This is a genomic window from Achromobacter sp. UBA4530 (genome assembly GCF_002388205.1).
In the GTDB taxonomy this organism is placed as follows: Bacteria; Pseudomonadota; Gammaproteobacteria; order Burkholderiales; family Burkholderiaceae_B; genus Achromobacter; species Achromobacter animicus.
In genome coordinates this window covers 115,668-135,312 of sequence record NZ_DGMA01000025.1, presented here as the reverse complement: position 1 = coordinate 135,312, position 19,645 = coordinate 115,668, and the positions used below count along the sequence as shown (strand labels likewise).

Below are 19,645 nucleotides of genomic sequence, written 5' to 3'. Positions count from 1 at the left end.
GCAATCGGAAACGGTAATGCAATTGAATCCTGGCCGGAATGCGGCCACTTCCCTCGGCTTGCTGGCGATCCTGCTATGGGGCACGGTCGTCGGACTGATTCGTGGCGTCAGTGAAAACTTTGGCCCGATCGGCGGCGCCGCGCTCATCTATACGGTGGGTTCGATCTTCCTGGTGTTGTTGCTGGGCTTCCCGAAGCTGCGCACGTTTCCCCGGTCCTATCTCATCGTGGGCAGCATGCTGTTCGTCGCTTACGAGATCTGCCTGTCGCTGTCGCTGGGATTCGCGGCCGATCGGGGGCAAGCCATCGAGCTGGGCATCGTCAACTATCTGTGGCCGTGTCTGACGGTCGTGTTTGCCATGCTCATCAATGGCCAGCGGGCAAGCATCTGGGTAGCGCCGGGCATCTTGTTGTCGGTGATCGGCATCGTGTGGGTCGTGGGCGGAGCCGGCGGGCTGTCGTATGAACGCACCGTGGCCAATGTGTCGAGCAATCCTCTTAGTTATGGGTTGGCGTTCAGCGGCGCCATCATCTGGGCCGTGTATTGCAACGTGACCAAACGCTTTGCCGACGGCAAGAACGGCGTCGCGCTGTTTTTCGTGCTGACCGCTGCTGTCCTGTGGATCAAATATGCGATCAGCGCGGAACCCGCGCTTGCGTTCACGGCGCCCGCCACGATCGAGCTATGCGTGGCCGGCGGCGCAATGGCCAGCGGCTACGCATTCTGGAACGTGGGGATACTGCGAGGCAACCTGACCTTGCTGGCCACCGCGTCGTACTTCACGCCGGTCTTTTCCACCTTCTTTGCCGCGCTCTGGTTGGCGACGCCGCTCACCCTGTCGTTCTGGCAGGGCGTGGCGATGGTCACCGCCGGTTCATTGTTGTGTTGGGCGGCAACCCGCGGCAGACCGGCCCGCAACGGATAGTCCGGGCCTGGTCTACGGTGGGGGAGACTACTCGACGAGCATCGTCAGGGCCACGGCGAACCCCAACGGGACCAGCATCAGCGATGCAAAGGTGGAACTGACAATCGCCGCCGATATCTTCAGCCAGGGCTCGGGCCCCGCGCTTCGTATCGTTTGAATCACCAACGCGACGATACCCATAACCATCAAACAGCTCATGAAAACTGCCAAGTAAGTCATGTTGTCTCCGTCCTCGCCTGATTTAGGGGATTCGGCGCCGCTTTGCGGTCTTATGTTTGAGACGATTGTGCGCCTGTATTGCAGGACTGCACCCTAGGGTTTTCCTTGCAGGCAGGGCGCTTTGTGGCGGATTAGCCGCGCAGTCTGCAGCATGAAAATCGTGTGCAAGCGCAGCATTTTTCACGCGCCGCGTCCGTCCGTGGCGGGCCCCCGCGATTGCGCTACGATGGCGTCATCGAAACACGGAAGAGGCCGCCAGATGCCGCAAGAACTACGTCCCGGCACGCGCGCCACCTTGCAGGTCCGGCAGCTCGCGCCAGGTGAATTCGCATGGATCATCACGCTGCTTGATCCTGAATCTGGAAATGTGCGCAGCACCAATTACTCGGACAAGCGATACACCAGCCAGGATGAGGCCTCTGCCGCCGGCAAGGCCGCGGTCGTTGCTTTTCTTGCGGGCGAGACGCCCGAACGTGCCGCTTCCGTGGTTGGCGGCAAGCGCAAAGACTGATCGCTGATTCGTTTTCCTGAAGGCGTTGAACGCCTCGAGGGTCTCAGGCACGCCATTTGCTGATGCTCAATCGAAGCGCGACTTGCGCTGCTTGAGGAGAGGCAACATGTCCCAGATCCCGCACCGAGAACCCGGTCAACCCGACGATCTCACGCCGGACGATCCGGCGCTTCCAGGTACCGCCCCTGCGGACGATCCGCGTCCGGACCCGGGTCGTCCCACCGACAATCCCGACGTCATCGACCCCACGCCGCCCGCGCCGGACCCCCGTGCTCCGGGCACCATCGACCTGGCCTGATTGCGGCCGGCGTCACTTCACCCATATCCATTTATCGAAGCAAGGAGGTTTCCATGCGCTCCATCCTGTTGTGGCTGCTTGGCGTGCCCATTCCCATCATCATTCTGCTGGCGCTGTTCTGGCACTGAAGGCCGGTTCGTCATTTCCGCTTTGGCACCCGCGTCCGCGCGGTTGCGTAAGACTCTGGACAAGGATCGATCATGCAAAATACGTCTTCATTGAGCCAACCCTATGCCGATGGCGTGCCTCCACGTGAGTCCGCCATTTCGGCCGTGTCGTGGGCGGCGGTCTTCGCCGGCGCGGTGATTGCCGCCGCGCTCTCGCTCGCATTGTTTGCCGGTGGCACCGGCCTGGGCTTCCTGTCCGTATCGCCGTGGGGCGACGAGGGCGTGTCGGCCCCGACCATCGGTATTGGCATCATTGTCTGGATGCTGCTCACTCAGATCCTCTCGTACGGCATTGGCGGCTATGTCGCTGGACGCCTGCGCACCAAGTGGGTCGACGTGCACTCGGATGAGGTCTACTTCCGCGACACCGCGCATGGCTTTCTGGTCTGGGCGCTGAGCGCCGTGGTCAGCGCCGCGCTGTTGGGGTCGGCCCTGGCGTCCATGGCATCGGGCGTGGCCAAGGCCGGCGCATCGGTGGCAGCCACTGCCGGCACCGCGGCAACTGCGGCCGCGACGGCCGGCGCGGCGGGTGCAGGCAGCAACGGTGGCATGGAACGCGCCACCGACTATCTCACCGACACCCTGATGCGTTCGGAACGTCCCGAGGCCAACACTGACCCGGAAGCGGCACGTGCCGAAGTGGGCCGCATCGTTGCCATGAGCATCACCCGTGGCGAGATGACGCCCGCTGATCGCGATTACGTGGTGAAGGTCGTGGCCGCGCAGGCCGGTGTTGAGCCCGCCGTGGCGCAACGCCGCGTCGACGAGGCGATCCAGAACGCCAAGAAGACCGCGGAAGAAGCCAAGGTAAAGGCCAAGGAAGCCGCCGACGCGGCGCGCAAGGCCGCTGCGGCATTCGCGTTGTGGGGCTTTGCGTCGATGCTGATCGGCGCGTTCGTGGCGAGCTTGGCGGCGACGTGGGGCGGCCGCCGGCGCGATACGGTGTATCGGACTTGATGGGCTGAGGCCTGTATTGTCCGAATGAAAATGGCCCGCACGGTGTGCGGGCCATTTTGTTCTTAACGTTCGGTACTTTCGGTTCAGCTTGTCATCAACGGATTATGAGTCCGTTGCCGTGACAAGCTTGAAATGACGCTTCGGAAGAGGCGCGCTTCGACGAAAAGTTCATCGTGAGCAGGCGATGTTGCCAAAAGCGGCGGCGTCAACATTCGGCCGATTAGCGGCGGCTGCGCGCAAAGAAATTCCCAACGCTCCCATGACCTTGAGAATCGTCGCGAAATCGGGGGACCGCTCACCAGATAGCGCCTTATACAAGCTCTCGCGCGACATGCCCGTGTCCTTTGCGATCTTCGTCATCCCTTGCGCACGGGCGATATCGCCGAGCGCCTTTGCAATGAACGCCGCGTCTCCATCACTCTCCTCGATGCAAGCGTCCAGATAAAGCGCCATCTCTTCGGCGGTACGGAGCCGCTCAGCGATGTCGTATTTTTTTGTTTGAAGCTTTGCCATGTTTCTGCCCCTATGCGTATGGAGCCTGATTTCCAAGGCGTGATTGCCACTAGTGCAATCACGCCGCATCGTCGCTCAAAGGCAAGAGATCAAAGGCTTGTAGCCAATCGGTAAGCTCTTGCAATGTCAGCTTGTTGCGTGGACTTGTTGCCTCCTGCGAGGAGGATCACAAGCGTCCCGTCCTGCCGCTGCGTGTAATAGACCCTGTATCCCGGGCCGATATCAATCCGAAGTTCCGATACGCCTTTCTCGAGATTTCGGTGGTCACCCGGATTGCCGGCACGCAGCCGTTGAATTCGTGCCTGGATTTTTGCGCGAGCCCGCAGATCTTTTAAATCTGCTTCGAACTCGTCATAGTCTTCGGTGCTTTCCAGGTCTTTCATCTCTGGCGCCTAACATCTTCACCCCCCCACTGGTTGGTCGCGGACGATGTAATGTATCCGAGCGGATACGAAAAATCAAATTTTTGTATCCTATAGGATACGTGCGAGGTGTTCGGTGGCGTGGGGTGCTGATCCTTGCCATTGGGATGGTATGCGTGATGGATAGTGAACCCAAGCAGCTGCGCGCACTGTTGAACGCCCTAACGAAAAAGGCCCGCACAATGTGCGGGCCTTTTGAATTCTTTGGTGGCGCATCCCTGATTCGAACAGGGGACCTGCGGATTATGATTCCGTCGCTCTAACCGGCTGAGCTAATGCGCCATCCCTTTTGCTGAACAGTTTGCGTTGCAATTGCTGCTCAACGAAGAACGAAATTCTAGCACGAAGTTTTTTGGCAGTGCAAGCGAACCGGCGCCATTTTTTTCAGGCCTGGCCTATCCGGTGTTCCAAACGGCTCGCCAGCGGCGCAAATCCCCTCATTCATCCCGAGCCAGCCGGATCCCCGAGAACTGCCACCGCGCCTCGGGCGGAAAGAAGTTACGGTAGCTAGGCCGGATGTGATCGCGCGGCGTGGCGCAGGAACCGCCCCGCAGCACGTACTGGTTGCACATGAATTTGCCGTTGTACTCGCCGACCGCGCCAGCGCTGGGCTTGAAGCCGGGGTAGGCGTCGTAGCCGCTCGACGTCCATTCCCACGCGTCGCCGAACAGTTGCACCGGACCGCGCTGGCCGTTGCGTTCGGGGGCGGGGCGTGTGTCGAGGTGACCGTTTTCAAGCAGGTTGGCGCGGGCCGAGTAGGTGTTTTCGGACATCTGCCGGGCGGCGTGTTCCCATTCGGCTTCTCGCGGCAGGCGTGCGCCCGCCCATCGCGCATAGGCGTCGGCTTCGAAATAGCTGACGTGTGTGACGGGCGCCTCCAGTTCCAGCGCCTGCATGCCGCGCAATGTGAAGACGCGCCAGCCATCGTCGTCGCTTTCCCAATACAGCGGGGCGCGCCAGCCTTGCGCGCACACCATGTCCCAACCCATGGACAGCCACAGTTCGGGCCGGTCGTAGCCGCCGTCGTTGATGAAGTCCAGGAATTCACGCTGGGTCACGAGACGATCAGAAAGAGAGAAGGGCGCCAGCAGGACGTCGTGAGCCGGACCTTCGTTGTCGAACGCAAAGCCGCGTCCGTCGTGGCCGATGCGCGTGATGCCGCCCTCGTAGCGGGTCCAGCCGGCGTCCGTGGCGGGCGGCTGTGCGGGTTGGCCGGGCGCCACGTAGGCGGGTTTGAGCGGATTGGCCGACAGCATGTGCTTGAGATCGGTGAGGATCAATTCCTGGTGCTGCTGCTCGTGGTTCAGGCCAAGTTCGAGCAGGGCGTCGAAGTCGGCATCGTTGCCGCCCAGTCGCGAAATCAGCGCGTGCATCGCTTCGTCGACGTATTGGCGGTACCGCAGCACCTCAGCGAGCGGCGGGCGCGACAGGAGGCCGCGCTGCGGGCGCGGATGTTTTGCGCCGACAGCGTTGTAGTAGGAATTGAACAGCATCCGGTATTGCGGATGGAAGGGCGGCGTCGATGTGTCGAAGCGCGCCAGCAGGAACGTCTCGAAGAACCAGGTGGTGTGGGCCAGATGCCATTTGACGGGGCTGCAGTCCGGCATGGATTGCACCTGGCAGTCTTCGGGGCTCAGTGGCGCGGCCAGCGCGGTCGTGGTCGAGCGCACGGCGTCGTAGCGGTCGTGCTGTCCAGCCTGTCCGCTCGCGTAGGGCGCGATGGCGGGATGGGTCAGCAGGCATGCGGGGTCCATGGCGATCCTCCGGGGGGCGTCGTGGGTGGTCCCGCGTCAGGCGCGGGCGCTGAAAACAGAAAACCAGTCTCGGGCATCCGACCAGTGTTCGACATTGCCAAAGCCTGCGCGATGGAGCAGGTCGCTGAAGGCCTGTGGCGTGAACTTGTACGAGTTCTCCGTATGGATGCGCTCGCCGCGCTTGAAGTCGCGATGGCCGCCGGGCCAGGTCACGCGTAATGCGCGCTGCGCTTCCAGGTGCATCTCGACCCGCGAGCGTTCGCTGTTGAAGATGGCCACATGGCGCCAGTCGTCGACATTGAAGTCGCTGCCCAGCACCGCGTTCACGTGGCGCAGTAGATTCAGGTTGAACGCGGCCGTCAGATGCAGCGCGTCGTCGTACGCGGGTTCAAGCACGCTTCTGGGCTTGACGCGGTCAACGCCGATCAGCAGCCCGCCGCCGGGACACGCTTCGCGAATCCTCCGCAGCATGGCGTACGCGCTGTCGGGACCCAGGTTGCCGATGCTGGAGCCGGGATAAAAGAAGAGACGTTGCTGCGTTGGGATGTCGGCCGGCAACGCAAGTTCATGCGAGAAATCCTGCCCCACGGCCGTGATCCGCATGTCGGGATAGGACAGCTTCAGCCGGCGGACAGCCGCCTGCAGATAGTCGGCAGAAATGTCGACCGGCACATAGTGGCTGGGACGAAGGCTTGAAAACAGCCGCTCGGCCTTGACGCAGTCGCCGGCGCCCAGATCGATCATGGCCTGCACCGGACCGACGTGGCGGGCGATATCCGCGCCATGGCGTCGGAAGATTTCGTCCTCGCAGCGCGTCGGGTAGTACTCGGGCAGCTGCGTGATGGCCGTAAAAAGCGACGAGCCGAGGGCGTCGTACAGAAACTTGGGGTCGATGTGGGCCGGGCTGTCCAACAACCCGTCGTGCAATTCGATCTGCTCGGCGCTTTGGTGCTGCGGTTCTTGCGCGACGAATTCAGGAGAAACGGCGGCAAGGAGTGCGGAAGGGGAAACCATGCGTTCAGTTCCTTTTTGGGGCGGTTGAAGCGCATTGCGAAGACCTATTGTGGCGGCCGAGGGGGTTCGGGTGTCAAGCGCCAAGCCTCTGAATGCAATGGACTTTTACGAAATCGAAAACGCGTTTGGCCGGAAGCGACAAGGTGTTTGCCTCACCTTGGGCACGGGCCAGACAGCGCCATCAGCAAGTTTCGCGCCGCTGAAATATCGGTTTACGGCTGGTTGCGAAAGCTCGGGCAGTTATGGCCGTTGCTATGGACAATGGGGCTTCGGCCATGCGGAACGATGTGTCCCGCAGTCCTGGCGATGCTGCGTTGCATCAGGCAATGGTGGTGTCGCGGGTACGGTCCAAAAAAAACAAGGAGCTACCATGAATCGAAAGCACCAGCGCGCTGAAATGGCTTTGCATCGTGAACGCGTGAATGACAGCTTCCACGAGCTGCTCGCCGGAACGGAAGACCTCTTGCGTTCGACTGCGTCGTATACGGGCTCCGAAATCGAATCGGCGCGTGCACGCCTGAAGCGCCAACTCGCCGATGCGCGTGAATCCGCGGGCGGCTGGGAAGTCGTCGCGCGCGAACGGGCCCGCCGGGCCACCGCTTACGCGGACGAGTACGTGCATGAGAATGCGTGGAAGTCGGTCGGCGTGGCGGCGCTGGTGGGCGCCGTGCTCGGCTGCATTTTCGTGGCAGGCAATCGGCGCTAGAGGCGCATCATGAGCCCATTACCGGCCGAGAGCCGGGGTGGGCCGCACAATACCTTGCACAAACTGACGGTCGACGCGCGCCGGTGGGCGCGCGCCGTGCTGTTTGCGTGCGTCGCGTCCGTGCTCGCCGCCTGCGCCAGCGTCCCCGACGCGCAGGAACGGCACGCGCGCGCCTCGCAGGCGGGCCTGTCCGCGGATGCCGCGCAGGACAGTTACCGTCGCGGGCAAGGCATTGCTGCGGACCCTCAAACACCGAAGGACGACTTCCTTGCCAGGCACCTGGCAGTTGAACAGGCGGTCAGCGGCGCGCCGCTGGTCAAAGGCAACCGCGTGCGTCTGCTGGCCGACGGCCCCAGCACGTACAAGGCGATGCTGCAGTCCATTGGCCAGGCGCGCCGCTACGTCCACATGGAAACCTACATCTTCGACGACGACGCCGAAGGCCAGCGCTTTGCCGAGGCGTTGATCGCGGCGCGCAACCGGGGCGCCGAGGTCTCATTGATGGTGGACGCGGTCGGGACGATCAAGACGCCCGATGCGTTGTTCCAGCGGATGCGCGATGCGGGCGTTCAGGTGGCCGTCTTCAATCCCGTCAATCCGGTCAACGCCCGGGCTGGCTGGTCGCCGAACCAGCGCAATCACCGCAAGGTGCTGGTCGTTGACGGCAAGGTGGGCTACCTGGGCGGCATCAACGTCAGCAGCGTGTACGAGTCGTCGTCGTTCTCCGGCGGGGGCGGCTCGGGCTCGGGCGGCGGCTCGGGGGGCGGCTCCGGCGATAAGGCGGGCGACCCGCCGGAAGACGCCGATTCCGCGCCCTGGCGCGACACGCATCTGCGCATCGAAGGCCCGGCGGTCGCCGAACTGGAGCAGGTGTTGCAGACGGGTTGGGCGTCGCAGGCGAAGGAGCCCATCAAGGGCGGCGATTCGCAGGTCGCGCCGCCCGTCGGCAACACCACGGTCCGCATCCTGGCCAACCAGCCCGATCGCAGCGACGGCTATACGGTCTATCTGACGCTGATGTCCGCGTTCGAAAGTGCGCAGAAATCCATCCACATCACGATGGCGTACTTCGTGCCGGACCCTGCGTTCATCGAGGTGTTGCAGTCGGCGGCGCGGCGGGGCGTGGACGTGGTGCTGGTGCTGCCGGGATTCAGCGACTCGTCGCTGGTGTTCCACGCGGGGCGGTCTCACTACACCGATCTGCTGCGTGCCGGCGTGAAGATCTACGAACGGCGTGACGCGCTGCTGCACGCGAAGACGGCGGTGGTCGACGGCGTCTGGTCGACCGTCGGTTCCAGCAACATGGATTGGCGCAGCTTTGCGCTGAACTATGAGATCAACGCGGTGGTGCTGGGCCCCGAGTTCGCGGCCGAGATGGAAGCGCTGTTCCAGCGCGATGTGGCCGATGCCGTGCAGATCACGCCCGAGGCCTGGAAGGAGCGCGGCCTGGACGACCGCTTCATGGAGTCGTTCTCGCGCATGTTCGAGCGCTGGCTGTAGCGAACGCGGCAGGCGGGCTTGGCGCGATGTGCTGCGACAGGCCCGCCCGCCGCGCCGCTCAGGAATTGCCGGCTGCGGCGGCCTGGGCGGCGTGCTCGCGCGCGAGCGCGGTGGTGATGTCGTGCGTGGGCTGGAACGACTGCGCCTGCGCCATCGCCCAGCCTGCGCGAAAGACCTGATGCCGGAATTCACCGCGCAGCAGTTCGCCGGGCGCCAGTTCCGGAAACAGCGCGGACAGAAGGCGAATCTCGCTGGGCGAGATGCGGCGCGCGATATGGTGAGGACGCAGTTGGCTGGGGTGGGTCAGGCCTGCCGCGGCCAGCAGTTCGGCAAGCGCGTGCAGCGTGTTCTTGTGGAAGTTCGCCACGCGCTGCGCCTTGTCCGGCACAACCAGCGCGCGTTGCCGCAACGGGTCCTGCGTGGTGACGCCGGTGGGGCACTTGCCGGTGTGGCAGGCCTGGGCCTGGATGCAGCCGATGGCGAACATGAAGCCGCGCGCGGCGTTGCACCAGTCCGCGCCCATCGCCATCACGCGCGCCATGTCGAAGGCGGTGATGATCTTGCCCGACGCGCCGAGTTTGATGCGGTCGCGCAGGTTCACGCCGATCAGCGTGTTGTGCACCAGGCGCAGCGCCTCGCGCAGCGGCGTGCCGACGTGATCCACGAATTCGACGGGCGCCGCGCCCGTGCCGCCTTCCGCGCCGTCCACCACGATGAAATCGGGCGTGATGCCGGTTTCCAGCATGGCCTTGACGATGGCGAACCATTCCCACGGATGCCCCACGCAGAACTTGAAGCCGACCGGTTTGCCGCCCGAAAGCTCGCGCAGGCGCGCCACGAACTTCATGAGGCCGATGGGGCTGTCGAACGCGGAATGGCTGGCCGGCGAGTTGCAGTCCTGCCAGGGCGCCACGCCGCGCGCTTCGGCGATCTCGATCGTCACCTTGCCCGCCGGCAGGATGCCGCCGTGGCCGGGCTTGGCGCCTTGCGACAGCTTGATCTCGATCATCTTGACCTGCGGCGTACAGGCGTTGCGCACGAAGGCTTCTTCCGAGAACGCGCCGTGCTCGTCGCGGCACCCGAAGTAGCCCGAACCGATGTTCCACACCAGGCTGCCGCCGGGCTGGCGATGGTAGCGGCTGATGCCGCCTTCGCCCGTGTCGTGCGCGAAGTCGCCTTGCCGTGCGCCTTCGTTCAGGGCCAGCACCGCGTTGGCCGACAGCGCGCCAAAGCTCATGGCCGATACGTTGAACACCGACATGGAATAAGGCTGCGTGCAATCAGGCCCGCCGACGGTCACGCGAAAGTCGGTGTCGTTGATGTGTGAGGGCGACATGGAATGGTTGATCCATTCGTAGCGGTCGCCGTAGACGTCTTCCTGGGTGCCGAAGGGGCGCTTGTCGATCTCGCGCTTGGCGCGCTGATACACGATGGAGCGTTGCGCGCGCGAGAACGGCGAGGCCTGCGTGTCGTCTTCCAGGAAATACTGGCGGATCTCGGGGCGGATGAATTCGAACAGAAAGCGCAGGTTGCCCAGCACCGGATAGTTGCGGCGAATGGCGTGGCGCGGCTGGATCAGGTCGTACACGCCCAATGCGCCCAGCAGCGCCAGCGGCACTGCTGCGGCAAGCCACCACAAGGATGCGGTGGCGGCCAGGACGGCGGTGATCACCGCGCCGGCCAATGTCAGGAAAAAGGCCGTGAAGCGGCCGGCTATCCAGTTCATGTGCATCTCCGTATTTCGGAATGGAGCCACCATACACCAGCGCGGCCGTCTGGCGGATGAATGGCGCGCCCCACATGCGCGTGGTGCCGCGGGTCTCGCGCAGCCATGCGGCGCGCCGAAACCCGCATGGTTGCTGGCGTTACGGCGAGCCAAAAAAAATGGCCTCCTGCATCAGGAGGCCATTGTTGGAACACAGTTTCTCAGCAACTGGACGCCGAGGGCGTCTTCTCGACGGCCAGGCCGAACAGCGGACGCAGGCGCACGCCCAGCGCGCTGCCGGCGAAGGCGGCAGGCAGCCACAGCCAGGCATGCAGGCTGCCCGACAGGATGCCGCTGAAGTAGGCGCCGATGTTGCAGCCGAAGGCCAGGCGCGCACCGTAGCCGAGCAGCAGGCCGCCGATTACCGCACCGGCGAGCGAACGCGCCGGCACCTTCCAGACGGGCGCGAACTTGCCCGCCGCGCTGGCGGCGGCCAGTGCGCCCAGCATGAGGCCGATGTCCATGACGGTCGTGACGTCCTGGCGCAGCGGCGCGGCCAGGGACGGCTGCTTGGCCCAATAGGCCCAGGTGGCGACGTCGCCGCCCACCGCATCCAGCGCCTTGGCGCCCCACAACGCGAATGCCGACGTGATGCCCCACGGGCGACCGGCCAGCGCCAGCGTCGCGAAGTTCAGCACGACCAGCGCCACGCCGCCCCAGATGAGCGGCCACGGGCCCTGCAGCAACGAGGCCGGGCGAGCGGTGCGCGATGCAAAGGAAATGACGTGGCCGTGGCGGCGCTTTTCCAGCACGGTGGCGATCCATGCGATCAGGGCAAAGACGGCCAGGTTGGCGAGGATGGCGGGCGCCAGGCCCCAGGTCTTGATGAGCGAGGTGGGCGCCAGTGCGGGCAGGCTGGACCACCAGCCGAAGTTGGCTGTGGCGATGACCGAACCCACGATGAAGAACAGCAGCGTGACCACCATGCGGGTGTTGCCACCGCCTACCGCGAAGAGGGTGCCCGACGCGCAGCCGCCGCCCAATTGCATGCCGATGCCGAACAGGAATGCGCCCAGCACGACCGACACGCCCGGGGGCGACACGAAGCCGTTGACCGGCTGGCCGAACAGCGTGCCGGCGGCCAGGAAGGGGAAGAACAGCAGCACGCCCGCGGCCAGCATCAGCATCTGCGCGCGCAGGCCCGCGCCGCGGCGGTCCGATACGAACACGCGCCAGGCTTGCGTGAAGCCAAACGAGGCGTGGTACAGCGTGACGCCGAGCAGCGCGCCGATCACCCACAGCGCGCCTTGGCGCCAGCTGACGGTCTGGTTGAGATACAGCGCGCCGGCCAGCACCAGCAGCAGCGCGATCCACAGCGGCTTGCGGTTGATCTGGATGGGCGGCAGGGCCGGGGACAGGGGCAGGGAGGAAGCGTTGGCGCTCATGGGCAATCCCGAGGATCAAGACGTAAATGCAAACGGGTGCGTAGTCGCACCCGTGGGAATAGCCGTCAGTCTAGTCCTGTCGTTAAATTTCTCAAACGAAGGAATTGTGCTTTAACGATAACTGCAGGTTATATAAAGTGCTCGCGCGTTCACGAGACGGGATGCGCGCTGATCCACGCCACAAGCAGACTGACCGTCAGCACCGACGCCACGGTGCTGACGAGAATGGCGCGCGACGTGACGCGGGCATCGCGCCCATACATCTTGGCCAGCATGAAGGGGCCGGTGCCGATGGGCAACGCGCTCATCAGAACCGCAGTCCAGGCCCACAGCGGCGGCATCGAGAACACGTAGAAGGCCAGCACCGCCGTCGCGGCCGGCTGCAGCAGCAGCTTGCCCAGCACCAGGCGCAACACGCCGGGACCGGAACTGGCGGTTTCGGTCTGCGCGAGAAAAAGGCCGATGGTTACCAGCGCACACGGACTGGCCGATGCGCCCAGCAAGGCCACATAGCGGTCGACGCCTTCGGGCAACGCCACGCCGGTGGCGGCCCAGCCAAGACCCACAACCGGGGCGGCGAGCAGCGGGTTGCGTACCAGCGCGCGACCCACCTTGAGCAGCGTCGCGGGTAGATTGGGTGTCTGCTGGCGGTCGAACTCGATCAGCGCGATGGCAAAGCCGAAGAGCACACTGGCGGTCAGCAAGGTGGTGAACGTGGCGGGTGCCAGGCTGTCGGCGCCCAGCAGCGCAAGGCATAGCGGAATGCCCATGTAGCCGGCGTTGGCGTAGGACGCCGCCAGGCCTTCGATGCTGCGGTCGGTCAGCGACTGCGGTCCGCGCTTGCGCGGCACGAATGACACCAGGAACGTGATGGCGACGCCGCCCGCGAATGCGCCAACGAATCCCCAGTGGGCCATGTGCGCCAGATCCACCTGCGTCATGGCGCGGAACAGCAGCGCGGGCAAGGACAGGTACACCACGTAGCGGTTCAGTGCGTCGGTCGCGTTGGTGCCCAGGATGCGCCAGCGGGCGGCCAGCCACCCGGTCAATATCAACGCAAAGACCGGCAGGGCGGCGGTGACGACGGCGTTCATGGGCGAGGGCGCGAAGGCGGAAAGGCGCTCATTCTACTTGCCGCCGTCGCCGGTCTTACCGGTTTTGCGCGTGACCAGCAGGATGCCCAGCGCGGCCAGCGCCATGCCGGGCCAGGCCAGCGGCGGGATGGGTTCGCGCAGGATCAGCAGCGCGATGATCGCCGTGCAGGGCGGCACCAGGAAAAACAGCGCGGACACGCGCGATGCTTCGCCGTGGCGGATCATGGCCAGCAGCAAGGTAATGGCGACGAGCGAATTGCCGACCACCAGATACGCCAGCGAACCCAGCAACGGGCCCGTCCAGTCGATGTGCATCGGTTCCAGCCAAAATGCCAGCGGCGCGGACACGGCAAGTCCGACGCCGTACTGGACAAAGTTGGACGCGACCGGATGGATCTGGGCGCCGAAGCGCTTTTCGTAGAGCGTGCCGCCGGTCAGGCACAGCAAGGCCCCGACCGCGAAAGTGAGTCCCAATGGCGCCAGCACATCGATCGAGGCCTTGGCCACGATCACCAGCGCGGCGCCCGTCACGCCCAGCGCCAATCCGGCCCAGCGCCGCGCGTCGACGCGTTCATGCGCGAGGGCCGGCGCCAGCAGTCCGATCAATATGGGTTGAAGTGAAGTGATGAGGGCCACCCCGCCCGCCGACATGCCCTGCTTGAGCGACAGGTAGGTGAAGCAGAAGTAGCCGGCCTGCAACAGCAAACCGACCATGGCCAGATGGCCCCATGCGCTGGCGCGGGTGGGGAGCGGCGGGCGAAGGGCGAGCAGCAGGGGGGTCAGGATCAGCAGCACACAGGCGTAGCGCAGCGCCAGAAACGTGAGCGGATCGGCGTAGGCCAGGCCCACCTTCAATACGACGAAGCCGCTGGACCACAGCACGAGAAAGAGCGCGGGTGCGGCTTTCAACCAGGCAGGGGGTGCGGCAGGCGTCATGGCGGACCAGGGGCGGCAAGGGCAAGCCGCGATCGTACCCCTTTTCGCGCGTTCTTCATCCCTGCCAAAATGCGGCGTAGGATTCAGTTATTCATTTGCTGCAACGTAGGGGGAAGGACATGTCGGCCAATAGACAAACAACGGTGCGTATCGCGCTGGGGACCTGGGATCGTTTGCGCGACGATGCATATTCGGTGCGCCATGCGGTGTTCGTGGTCGAGCAGAACGTACCGCCGGAAATCGAGATGGACGACGACGATGCCGTGTCCGTGCATGCCGTTGCTTACGGGCCCGATGGCACGCCGATGGGCACGGGGCGTCTCTTGCCCGACGGTCACATCGGCCGAATGGCGGTTCACAAGCGGGCGCGCGGCATGGGCGTGGGCGGACAGTTGCTTGATGCGCTGATCGGCCAGGGCCACGGCGACGGCCATCGCATGCTGGTGCTGCATGCGCAGACGCATGCTGCAGGCTTTTACGAGGCGCATGGCTTCAAGGCCGAAGGCGAGGAATTTGTCGAGGCGGGCATTCCGCACGTGGTGATGACGCGCACGTTGAAGTAGGGCGCTGTCCGGTCATGCACCGCAGCCGATGGGCTGCGGTGTAGTCCGCGAACAGCGAAAGGCCGCGCCTGCGAAACAACGAACCGCGCCAAAGAACCGTGCCAAAGAACCGCGCACGCAAAACAAAAACGCGCGCACAAAGCAAAAACCCCGAACGCTTTCGCATTCGGGGTTTTTCTTTTGGCGCATCACGACAGGTACCTCGTGATGTAGTAATTGGTGCCCAGGAGAGGACTCGAACCTCCACACCTTGCGGCACACGGACCTGAACCGTGCGCGTCTACCAATTCCGCCACCTGGGCGCTGTTGCTTCACATGTTGCGTCGCTTTCGCTTCGTTTCGTGTTCAGCAGCAGAGGAACGAGATTATGCACACTTTTTTTGATGTGTGCAAGTCGTGCTGCTTTTTTTTCACTTTTTTTTGGGCGGGCCGCGAACAGGCCGCTTTCGATATAGTGTCGCCCATGTCTCGAGCCCTCTGTACGCGCTGCCTGCGCCCGCTGTCGCATTGCCTTTGCGCGTTGATTCCATCGTTGTCTTGCCGTACCCGCGTGGTGGTGCTGCAGCATCCCAGCGAAGCGCGCCACGCGTTGAACACGGCGCGTCTTGCGGTGCTGGGACTGGCGGGGGCGCGCCGTGTGGTGGGCGAGTACTTTTCGGAGTCTGATTGGGCAGTGCCGGATCATGCGCCGCGCCTGCTGTTTCCCGGAGAGGGCGCCGAGGTGCTGACGCCGGGTTATGGCCAGGACCTGGGCATGCCCGTCCGGCTGATCGTGCCGGACGGCACATGGGGGCATGCGCGCAAGCTGCTGCACATCAATCCGGCGCTTGCCGCGCTGCCTCGCGTGATGCTGCCGCCGGGGTTGACGACACGCTATCGGGTGCGCCACGCCGACGTGGCAGGCGCGCTGTCCACCATCGAAGCGGTGACGCACGCACTGAACGCCATCGAGGCGCCGCGCAACTTTGACGCGCTGCTTGCACCGTTCGAGGCGTTGATCGATGGGCAGATCGACGGCATGGGCGCCGATCTTTATGCGCGTCATCATTTGAATCGCAAGGTGCCCTGGCGATAACCGAAGCGAGGGCGGTGCGGCGCTGATATCTGGCGTGCGCAGATTCCGGCAAGCGATCACAGAAAGAAAACACAAAAGCAAAAGCCCCGGAAACCTTTCGATTTCCGGGGCCTTTTAGCCTTATTTCACCAAGCCAGTCGCAAACTGCCTTGATTAGAATTCCGTGGTGCCCAGGAGAGGACTCGAACCTCCACACCTTGCGGCACACGGACCTGAACCGTGCGCGTCTACCAATTCCGCCACCTGGGCACTGAAAGATACTGTCAGAACTATGTGCTACGCTGCGTTCCAGTCACTTGGGTTGGTTTTAAGCGTCGACCTAATCAGCCAGCTTTGAACTAATCCATGCGTCTGAATGCAGTTGGTTTTACAATCGGTTTTTTCAAACCCGGTTTTCTAAACCGTTCTGACCATTTCTGCTTCAGTGTTCAGCCTTGGGCGAACCACAGAAGCTGCGCATTATATACGGAAAATTTAGCTTTGGCAAAACGATCGAATAACGAATCCAATAAAAACAGATCAACACCCTTGCCCGAAGCGCCGCCGGACTTCGACCCTGATGTTCCGTCCCGTGAAGCCATCCTGACAGCGCTGCGCGCCGCGGGTTCGCCGTTGTCTCCGGCAGAGCTGGCTGAGCGTATGGGCGTCGAGCGCGAGGCGACGTTGGTGGGGTTTGAACGCCGCCTGGGTGCCATGGAGCGCGACGGGCAGTTGCTGCCCAACCGCAAGGGGGTGCTGCTGCTGGCGACCAAGCTCGACTTCGTGGCGGGCAAGGTGCTGGGTCATCGCGACGGCTTCGGTTTCCTGCTGCGCGACGACGGCGGTCCGGATCTGTTCCTGTCCCCTCGCGAAATGCTCAAGGTGCTGCATGGCGACCGCGTGCTGGTCAAGCCGGGCGGCGAATACCGGGGCAAGCCGGAAGGCACCATCGTCGAAGTCATCGAGCGCCGCACCAACAAGCTGGTGGGGCGCTTTCTGCACGAACATGGTCTGTCCATCGTCGTGCCCGAAGATCAGCGCATCAAGCACGACATCCTGATTCCGCCCAGCGACACCAATGGCGCCCAGCACGGGCAGGTGGTCGCGGTGGAAATCATGGCGCAGCCCACGCGCCATACGCAGCCGCTGGGCCGCGTGGCCGAGGTGCTGGGCGAGATCGACGATCCCGGCATGGAAATCGAAATTGCCGTGCGCAAGTTCGATGTGCCGGTCGACTTCACTGATGGCGCCTTGAAGCAGGCCGCGCGCCTGCCCGACACGGTCCGCAAATCCGACCTGAAAGACCGGGTCGATCTGCGCGACGTGCCGCTTATCACCATCGACGGCGAAGACGCCCGCGATTTCGACGACGCGGTGTATTGCGAGCCGGTGGAGCTGGGCACGGGCCAGCGCAAGCGTCCGGGGTGGCGCCTGTTGGTGGCCATTGCCGACGTCAGCCATTACGTGCGTCCGGGCGATGCGCTGGACGACGATGCGATCGAACGCGGCACCAGCGTGTATTTCCCGCGCCGGGTCATTCCGATGCTGCCCGAGTCGCTTTCCAACGGTCTGTGTTCGCTGAATCCGGACGTCGACCGCCTGGTGCTGGTGTGCGACATGGTCATTCCGGCCAGCGGCGCCAAGGCCGGCACGGTCACGGCGTACCAGTTCTACAACGCGGTCATGCACTCGCACGCCCGCACCACCTACACGAACATCTGGGCGGCCCTGCAGCAGCCGGGCGGGCCTGCCGCGCATGCGATGCGCAGCGTGATGCCGCAGGTCCAGCATCTGTACGAGCTTTTCCAACTGCTGTCGCAAGGCCGCAAGAAGCGCGGCGCCATTGATTTCGATACTGTCGAAACCAAGATCGTCTGCAACGAGCTGGGCCGCATCGAACAGATCGTGCCGTCCGTGCGCAACGACGCGCACAAGCTCATCGAAGAGTGCATGTTGGCCGCCAACACCTGCGCGGCGGACTTCATGACGCGCAGCAAGCATCCCGGCCTGTACCGCATCCACGAAGGCCCCACGCCGGAACGCCTGCAATCGCTGCGCGAATTCCTGCGCACGATGGGCCTGTCGCTGGGCGGGGGCGACACGCCCACCGCCAAAGACTACGGCGATTTCCTGGATTCCGTGCGCGGGCGCCCCGACTACCAGTTGCTGCAGACCATGTGTCTGCGCTCGATGCAGCAGGCGGTGTACAGCCCCGACAACATGGGTCACTTCGGCCTGTCCTATCCGGGCTACAGCCACTTCACCTCGCCGATCCGCCGGTATCCCGACCTGCTCACGCACCGCGTGATCAAGGCGCTGCTGGCGGGGCAGCGGTATGTGCCCAGTCTGGACGACCACGCCGTCGTCATCGGCCGCACGCAGCGCGAACACGAACACGCCATCTGGGAAAAGATGGGTCTGGTGCTATCGGCCAGCGAGCGCCGCGCCGACGAGGCCTCGCGCGATGTCGAGGCCTGGCTCAAGTGCTGGTTCGTCAAGGAGCGCGTGGGCGAAGACTTCAGCGGCACAGTCACCGGCGTGGCGAGCTTCGGCATTTTCGTCACCCTGGACACGCTGCACGTCGAGGGCCTGGTGCACGTCTCGGAGCTGGGCGGCGAGTACTTCCAGTTCAACGACGCCTTGCACGAACTGCGCGGCGAACGCACCGGCATGCGCTACCGCCTGACGGACAAAGTGCAGGTGCAGGTGTCCCGCGTGGACCTGGAAGCGCGCCGCATCGAGTTCCGGCTGGTGCAGGGCACGAGTTTCGACGCGCTGCGCAAGGCGGCGGCGCGCGGCCCCGATGAGCCCATGCGCCGCGTCAAGAAGGCCGCGTCCCCCAAGCCCGCCGGCCTGAAGGGGCAGACTGCAAAGGAACGGCGCGCCGCGGCCAAAAAGGCCAGCAAGCCGCCCAAGGCCACTCAGCGGGCCGCGCCCGCCAAGAAGGCCACCCGCAAGCGCCACTGAGCGGCGGCGGGGATCCTTATGGCCATGCCGTCGTTTGGCGGTGTGGCTGTAAGGGGTAACATTGCGGTTATTGCCGGTCCTGTCCGGTGGCCCGCCCCCTCTGGGGCGGGTATTCGTTTATCTAAAGGTATTGCTTTATGGCGTCGACCCAAGTCCTGGCCGGGTTTCACGCGGTTGTCGCGCGGCTGCGCCACGCGCCCGAGTCGATCAAGGAAATCTACGTCGAGGCCTCGCGCCGCGACAAGCGCATGCAGACATTCATCGAGCAGGCCGAGCGGGCTGGCTGCCGTCTGCATCCGGTTCCCATGGAGCGCCTGGACGGCCTGTCGCGCGGCACCCGTCACCAGGGCGTCGTGGCGCTGGCCGACGAGCGCCAGTTGGCGGTGGATGTCGACGAAGTGCTCGACGTGATCGAAGGGCCGCCGCTGCTGCTGATTCTTGATGGCGTGACCGACCCCCACAATCTGGGCGCGTGCCTGCGTACCGCCGACGCGGCGGGCGTGCACGCGGTGATCGCGCCGCGTGATCGCGCCGTTGGATTGAACGCCACCGTGCAGCGCGTTGCGTGCGGCGCGGCGGATACGGTTCCGTATTTGATGGTGACCAACCTGGCGCGCACCATGCGCAGCCTGAAGGATCGCGGCGTGTGGCTCGTCGGCACGGACGATCAGGCCACTGACAGCATGCACAAGATCGACGCGCGCCAGCCGATGGCCTGGGTCATGGGCGCCGAAGGCGAGGGCATGCGCCGCCTCACGCGTGAAACCTGCGACCAGCTCGTCAACATCCCGATGCTGGGTTCCGTGGAAAGCCTGAACGTCAGCGTCGCCAGCGCCGTCTGCCTGTACGAGACCGTGCGCCAGCGCCAATCGTGATCCGTCTAATCCTGTAGATA

General features: G+C 64.2%; 19 protein-coding genes and 3 tRNA genes. 10 read left to right on the top strand and 12 right to left on the bottom strand.

Annotated elements, in window-relative coordinates; all coding sequences use genetic code 11:
* Positions 1–16 precede the first annotated feature (16 nt).
* Positions 17–925 (top strand): aromatic amino acid DMT transporter YddG, encoded by a 909-nt coding sequence (gene yddG / locus B2W22_RS17555; RefSeq protein ID WP_286938995.1) that lies wholly within the window; start codon positions 17–19, stop codon positions 923–925.
* Positions 926–952: 27 nt separating this feature from the next.
* Here yddG and B2W22_RS17550 read toward each other — a convergent pair whose 3' ends face one another.
* Positions 953–1,144 carry a hypothetical protein gene (locus B2W22_RS17550; RefSeq protein WP_175124599.1) on the bottom strand — a complete coding sequence of 64 codons (192 nt, stop codon included), beginning with the start codon at positions 1,142–1,144 and terminating at the stop codon, positions 953–955.
* Positions 1,145–1,403: 259 nt separating this feature from the next.
* On the opposite strand from B2W22_RS17550, the gene B2W22_RS17545 reads away from it, so the two are divergent.
* From B2W22_RS17545 to B2W22_RS17535, 3 genes are all read left to right on the top strand, one after another.
* The gene (locus B2W22_RS17545; protein ID WP_175124728.1) at positions 1,404–1,655 is read left to right on the top strand and encodes a hypothetical protein; all 252 of its coding nucleotides are present in this window, start codon (positions 1,404–1,406) and stop codon (positions 1,653–1,655) included.
* A gap of 106 nt (positions 1,656–1,761) precedes the next feature.
* On the top strand, positions 1,762–1,953 hold the full coding sequence (locus B2W22_RS17540; RefSeq protein ID WP_175124598.1) for a hypothetical protein: 192 nt from the start codon (positions 1,762–1,764) through the stop codon (positions 1,951–1,953).
* Positions 1,954–2,153: 200 nt separating this feature from the next.
* Complete coding sequence (locus B2W22_RS17535; RefSeq protein WP_175124597.1) at positions 2,154–3,077, top strand: hypothetical protein; 924 nt, start codon at positions 2,154–2,156, stop codon at positions 3,075–3,077.
* A gap of 168 nt (positions 3,078–3,245) precedes the next feature.
* On the opposite strand, the gene B2W22_RS17530 is transcribed toward B2W22_RS17535, so the two are convergent.
* From B2W22_RS17530 to egtD, 5 genes are all read right to left on the bottom strand, one after another.
* Positions 3,246–3,590 (bottom strand): addiction module antidote protein, encoded by a 345-nt coding sequence (locus tag B2W22_RS17530; RefSeq protein ID WP_175124596.1) that lies wholly within the window; start codon positions 3,588–3,590, stop codon positions 3,246–3,248.
* 89 nt (positions 3,591–3,679) lie between these two features.
* Positions 3,680–3,973, bottom strand: coding sequence for a type II toxin-antitoxin system RelE/ParE family toxin (locus B2W22_RS17525; RefSeq protein WP_175124595.1), 294 nt, complete (start codon positions 3,971–3,973; stop codon positions 3,680–3,682).
* Positions 3,974–4,217: 244 nt separating this feature from the next.
* Positions 4,218–4,294: transfer RNA gene (locus tag B2W22_RS17520), tRNA-Met, on the bottom strand.
* A 155-nt stretch (positions 4,295–4,449) separates the two neighbouring features.
* On the bottom strand, positions 4,450–5,766 hold the full coding sequence (egtB, locus tag B2W22_RS17515) for an ergothioneine biosynthesis protein EgtB (protein ID WP_286938992.1): 1,317 nt from the start codon (positions 5,764–5,766) through the stop codon (positions 4,450–4,452).
* A 36-nt stretch (positions 5,767–5,802) separates the two neighbouring features.
* Complete coding sequence (egtD, locus tag B2W22_RS17510; RefSeq protein ID WP_175124593.1) at positions 5,803–6,780, bottom strand: L-histidine N(alpha)-methyltransferase; 978 nt, start codon at positions 6,778–6,780, stop codon at positions 5,803–5,805.
* 370 nt (positions 6,781–7,150) lie between these two features.
* Here egtD and B2W22_RS17505 point away from each other — a divergent pair, with 370 nt between their 5' ends.
* Both B2W22_RS17505 and B2W22_RS17500 read left to right on the top strand, forming a co-directional pair.
* Positions 7,151–7,486, top strand: a complete 336-nt coding sequence (locus tag B2W22_RS17505) for a DUF883 family protein (protein ID WP_175124592.1) — start codon at positions 7,151–7,153, stop codon at positions 7,484–7,486.
* 9 nt (positions 7,487–7,495) lie between these two features.
* Positions 7,496–8,986, top strand: a complete 1,491-nt coding sequence (locus tag B2W22_RS17500; RefSeq protein ID WP_175124591.1) for a phospholipase D-like domain-containing protein — start codon at positions 7,496–7,498, stop codon at positions 8,984–8,986.
* Positions 8,987–9,044: 58 nt separating this feature from the next.
* Here the strand turns inward: B2W22_RS17500 and B2W22_RS17495 are convergent, their stop codons facing one another.
* The 4 genes from B2W22_RS17495 to B2W22_RS17480 all read right to left on the bottom strand — a co-directional run bounded on the left by B2W22_RS17495 (position 9,045) and on the right by B2W22_RS17480 (position 14,166).
* Positions 9,045–10,712 (bottom strand): FMN-binding glutamate synthase family protein, encoded by a 1,668-nt coding sequence (locus B2W22_RS17495; protein ID WP_175124590.1) that lies wholly within the window; start codon positions 10,710–10,712, stop codon positions 9,045–9,047.
* A gap of 200 nt (positions 10,713–10,912) precedes the next feature.
* Positions 10,913–12,136: a YeeE/YedE family protein gene (locus B2W22_RS17490; protein WP_175124589.1), complete on the bottom strand. Its 1,224-nt coding sequence runs from the start codon at positions 12,134–12,136 to the stop codon at positions 10,913–10,915.
* A gap of 149 nt (positions 12,137–12,285) precedes the next feature.
* The gene (locus tag B2W22_RS17485; RefSeq protein ID WP_175124588.1) at positions 12,286–13,230 is read right to left on the bottom strand and encodes an AEC family transporter; all 945 of its coding nucleotides are present in this window, start codon (positions 13,228–13,230) and stop codon (positions 12,286–12,288) included.
* Positions 13,231–13,263: 33 nt separating this feature from the next.
* Entirely contained in the window at positions 13,264–14,166 is a 903-nt protein-coding gene (locus B2W22_RS17480) for a DMT family transporter (protein WP_175124587.1), read from the bottom strand.
* A gap of 119 nt (positions 14,167–14,285) precedes the next feature.
* On the opposite strand from B2W22_RS17480, the gene B2W22_RS17475 reads away from it, so the two are divergent.
* Positions 14,286–14,729 (top strand): GNAT family N-acetyltransferase, encoded by a 444-nt coding sequence (locus B2W22_RS17475; protein WP_175124586.1) that lies wholly within the window; start codon positions 14,286–14,288, stop codon positions 14,727–14,729.
* A 217-nt stretch (positions 14,730–14,946) separates the two neighbouring features.
* Here the strand turns inward: B2W22_RS17475 and B2W22_RS17470 are convergent.
* Positions 14,947–15,031: transfer RNA gene (locus tag B2W22_RS17470), tRNA-Leu, on the bottom strand.
* Positions 15,032–15,192: 161 nt separating this feature from the next.
* On the opposite strand from B2W22_RS17470, the gene B2W22_RS17465 reads away from it, so the two are divergent.
* Positions 15,193–15,804, top strand: a complete 612-nt coding sequence (locus B2W22_RS17465; RefSeq protein WP_175124585.1) for a tRNA-uridine aminocarboxypropyltransferase — start codon at positions 15,193–15,195, stop codon at positions 15,802–15,804.
* A 164-nt stretch (positions 15,805–15,968) separates the two neighbouring features.
* On the opposite strand, the gene B2W22_RS17460 is transcribed toward B2W22_RS17465, so the two are convergent.
* Positions 15,969–16,053: transfer RNA gene (locus B2W22_RS17460), tRNA-Leu, on the bottom strand.
* Between the two features lie 231 nt (positions 16,054–16,284).
* On the opposite strand from B2W22_RS17460, the gene rnr reads away from it, so the two are divergent.
* Together rnr and rlmB are read left to right on the top strand one after the other, a co-directional pair.
* Positions 16,285–18,750: a ribonuclease R gene (rnr, locus tag B2W22_RS17455; RefSeq protein WP_175124584.1), complete on the top strand. Its 2,466-nt coding sequence runs from the start codon at positions 16,285–16,287 to the stop codon at positions 18,748–18,750.
* Between the two features lie 137 nt (positions 18,751–18,887).
* Positions 18,888–19,625 carry a 23S rRNA (guanosine(2251)-2'-O)-methyltransferase RlmB gene (gene rlmB / locus B2W22_RS17450; protein ID WP_175124583.1) on the top strand — a complete coding sequence of 246 codons (738 nt, stop codon included), beginning with the start codon at positions 18,888–18,890 and terminating at the stop codon, positions 19,623–19,625.
* Positions 19,626–19,645 lie beyond the last annotated feature (20 nt).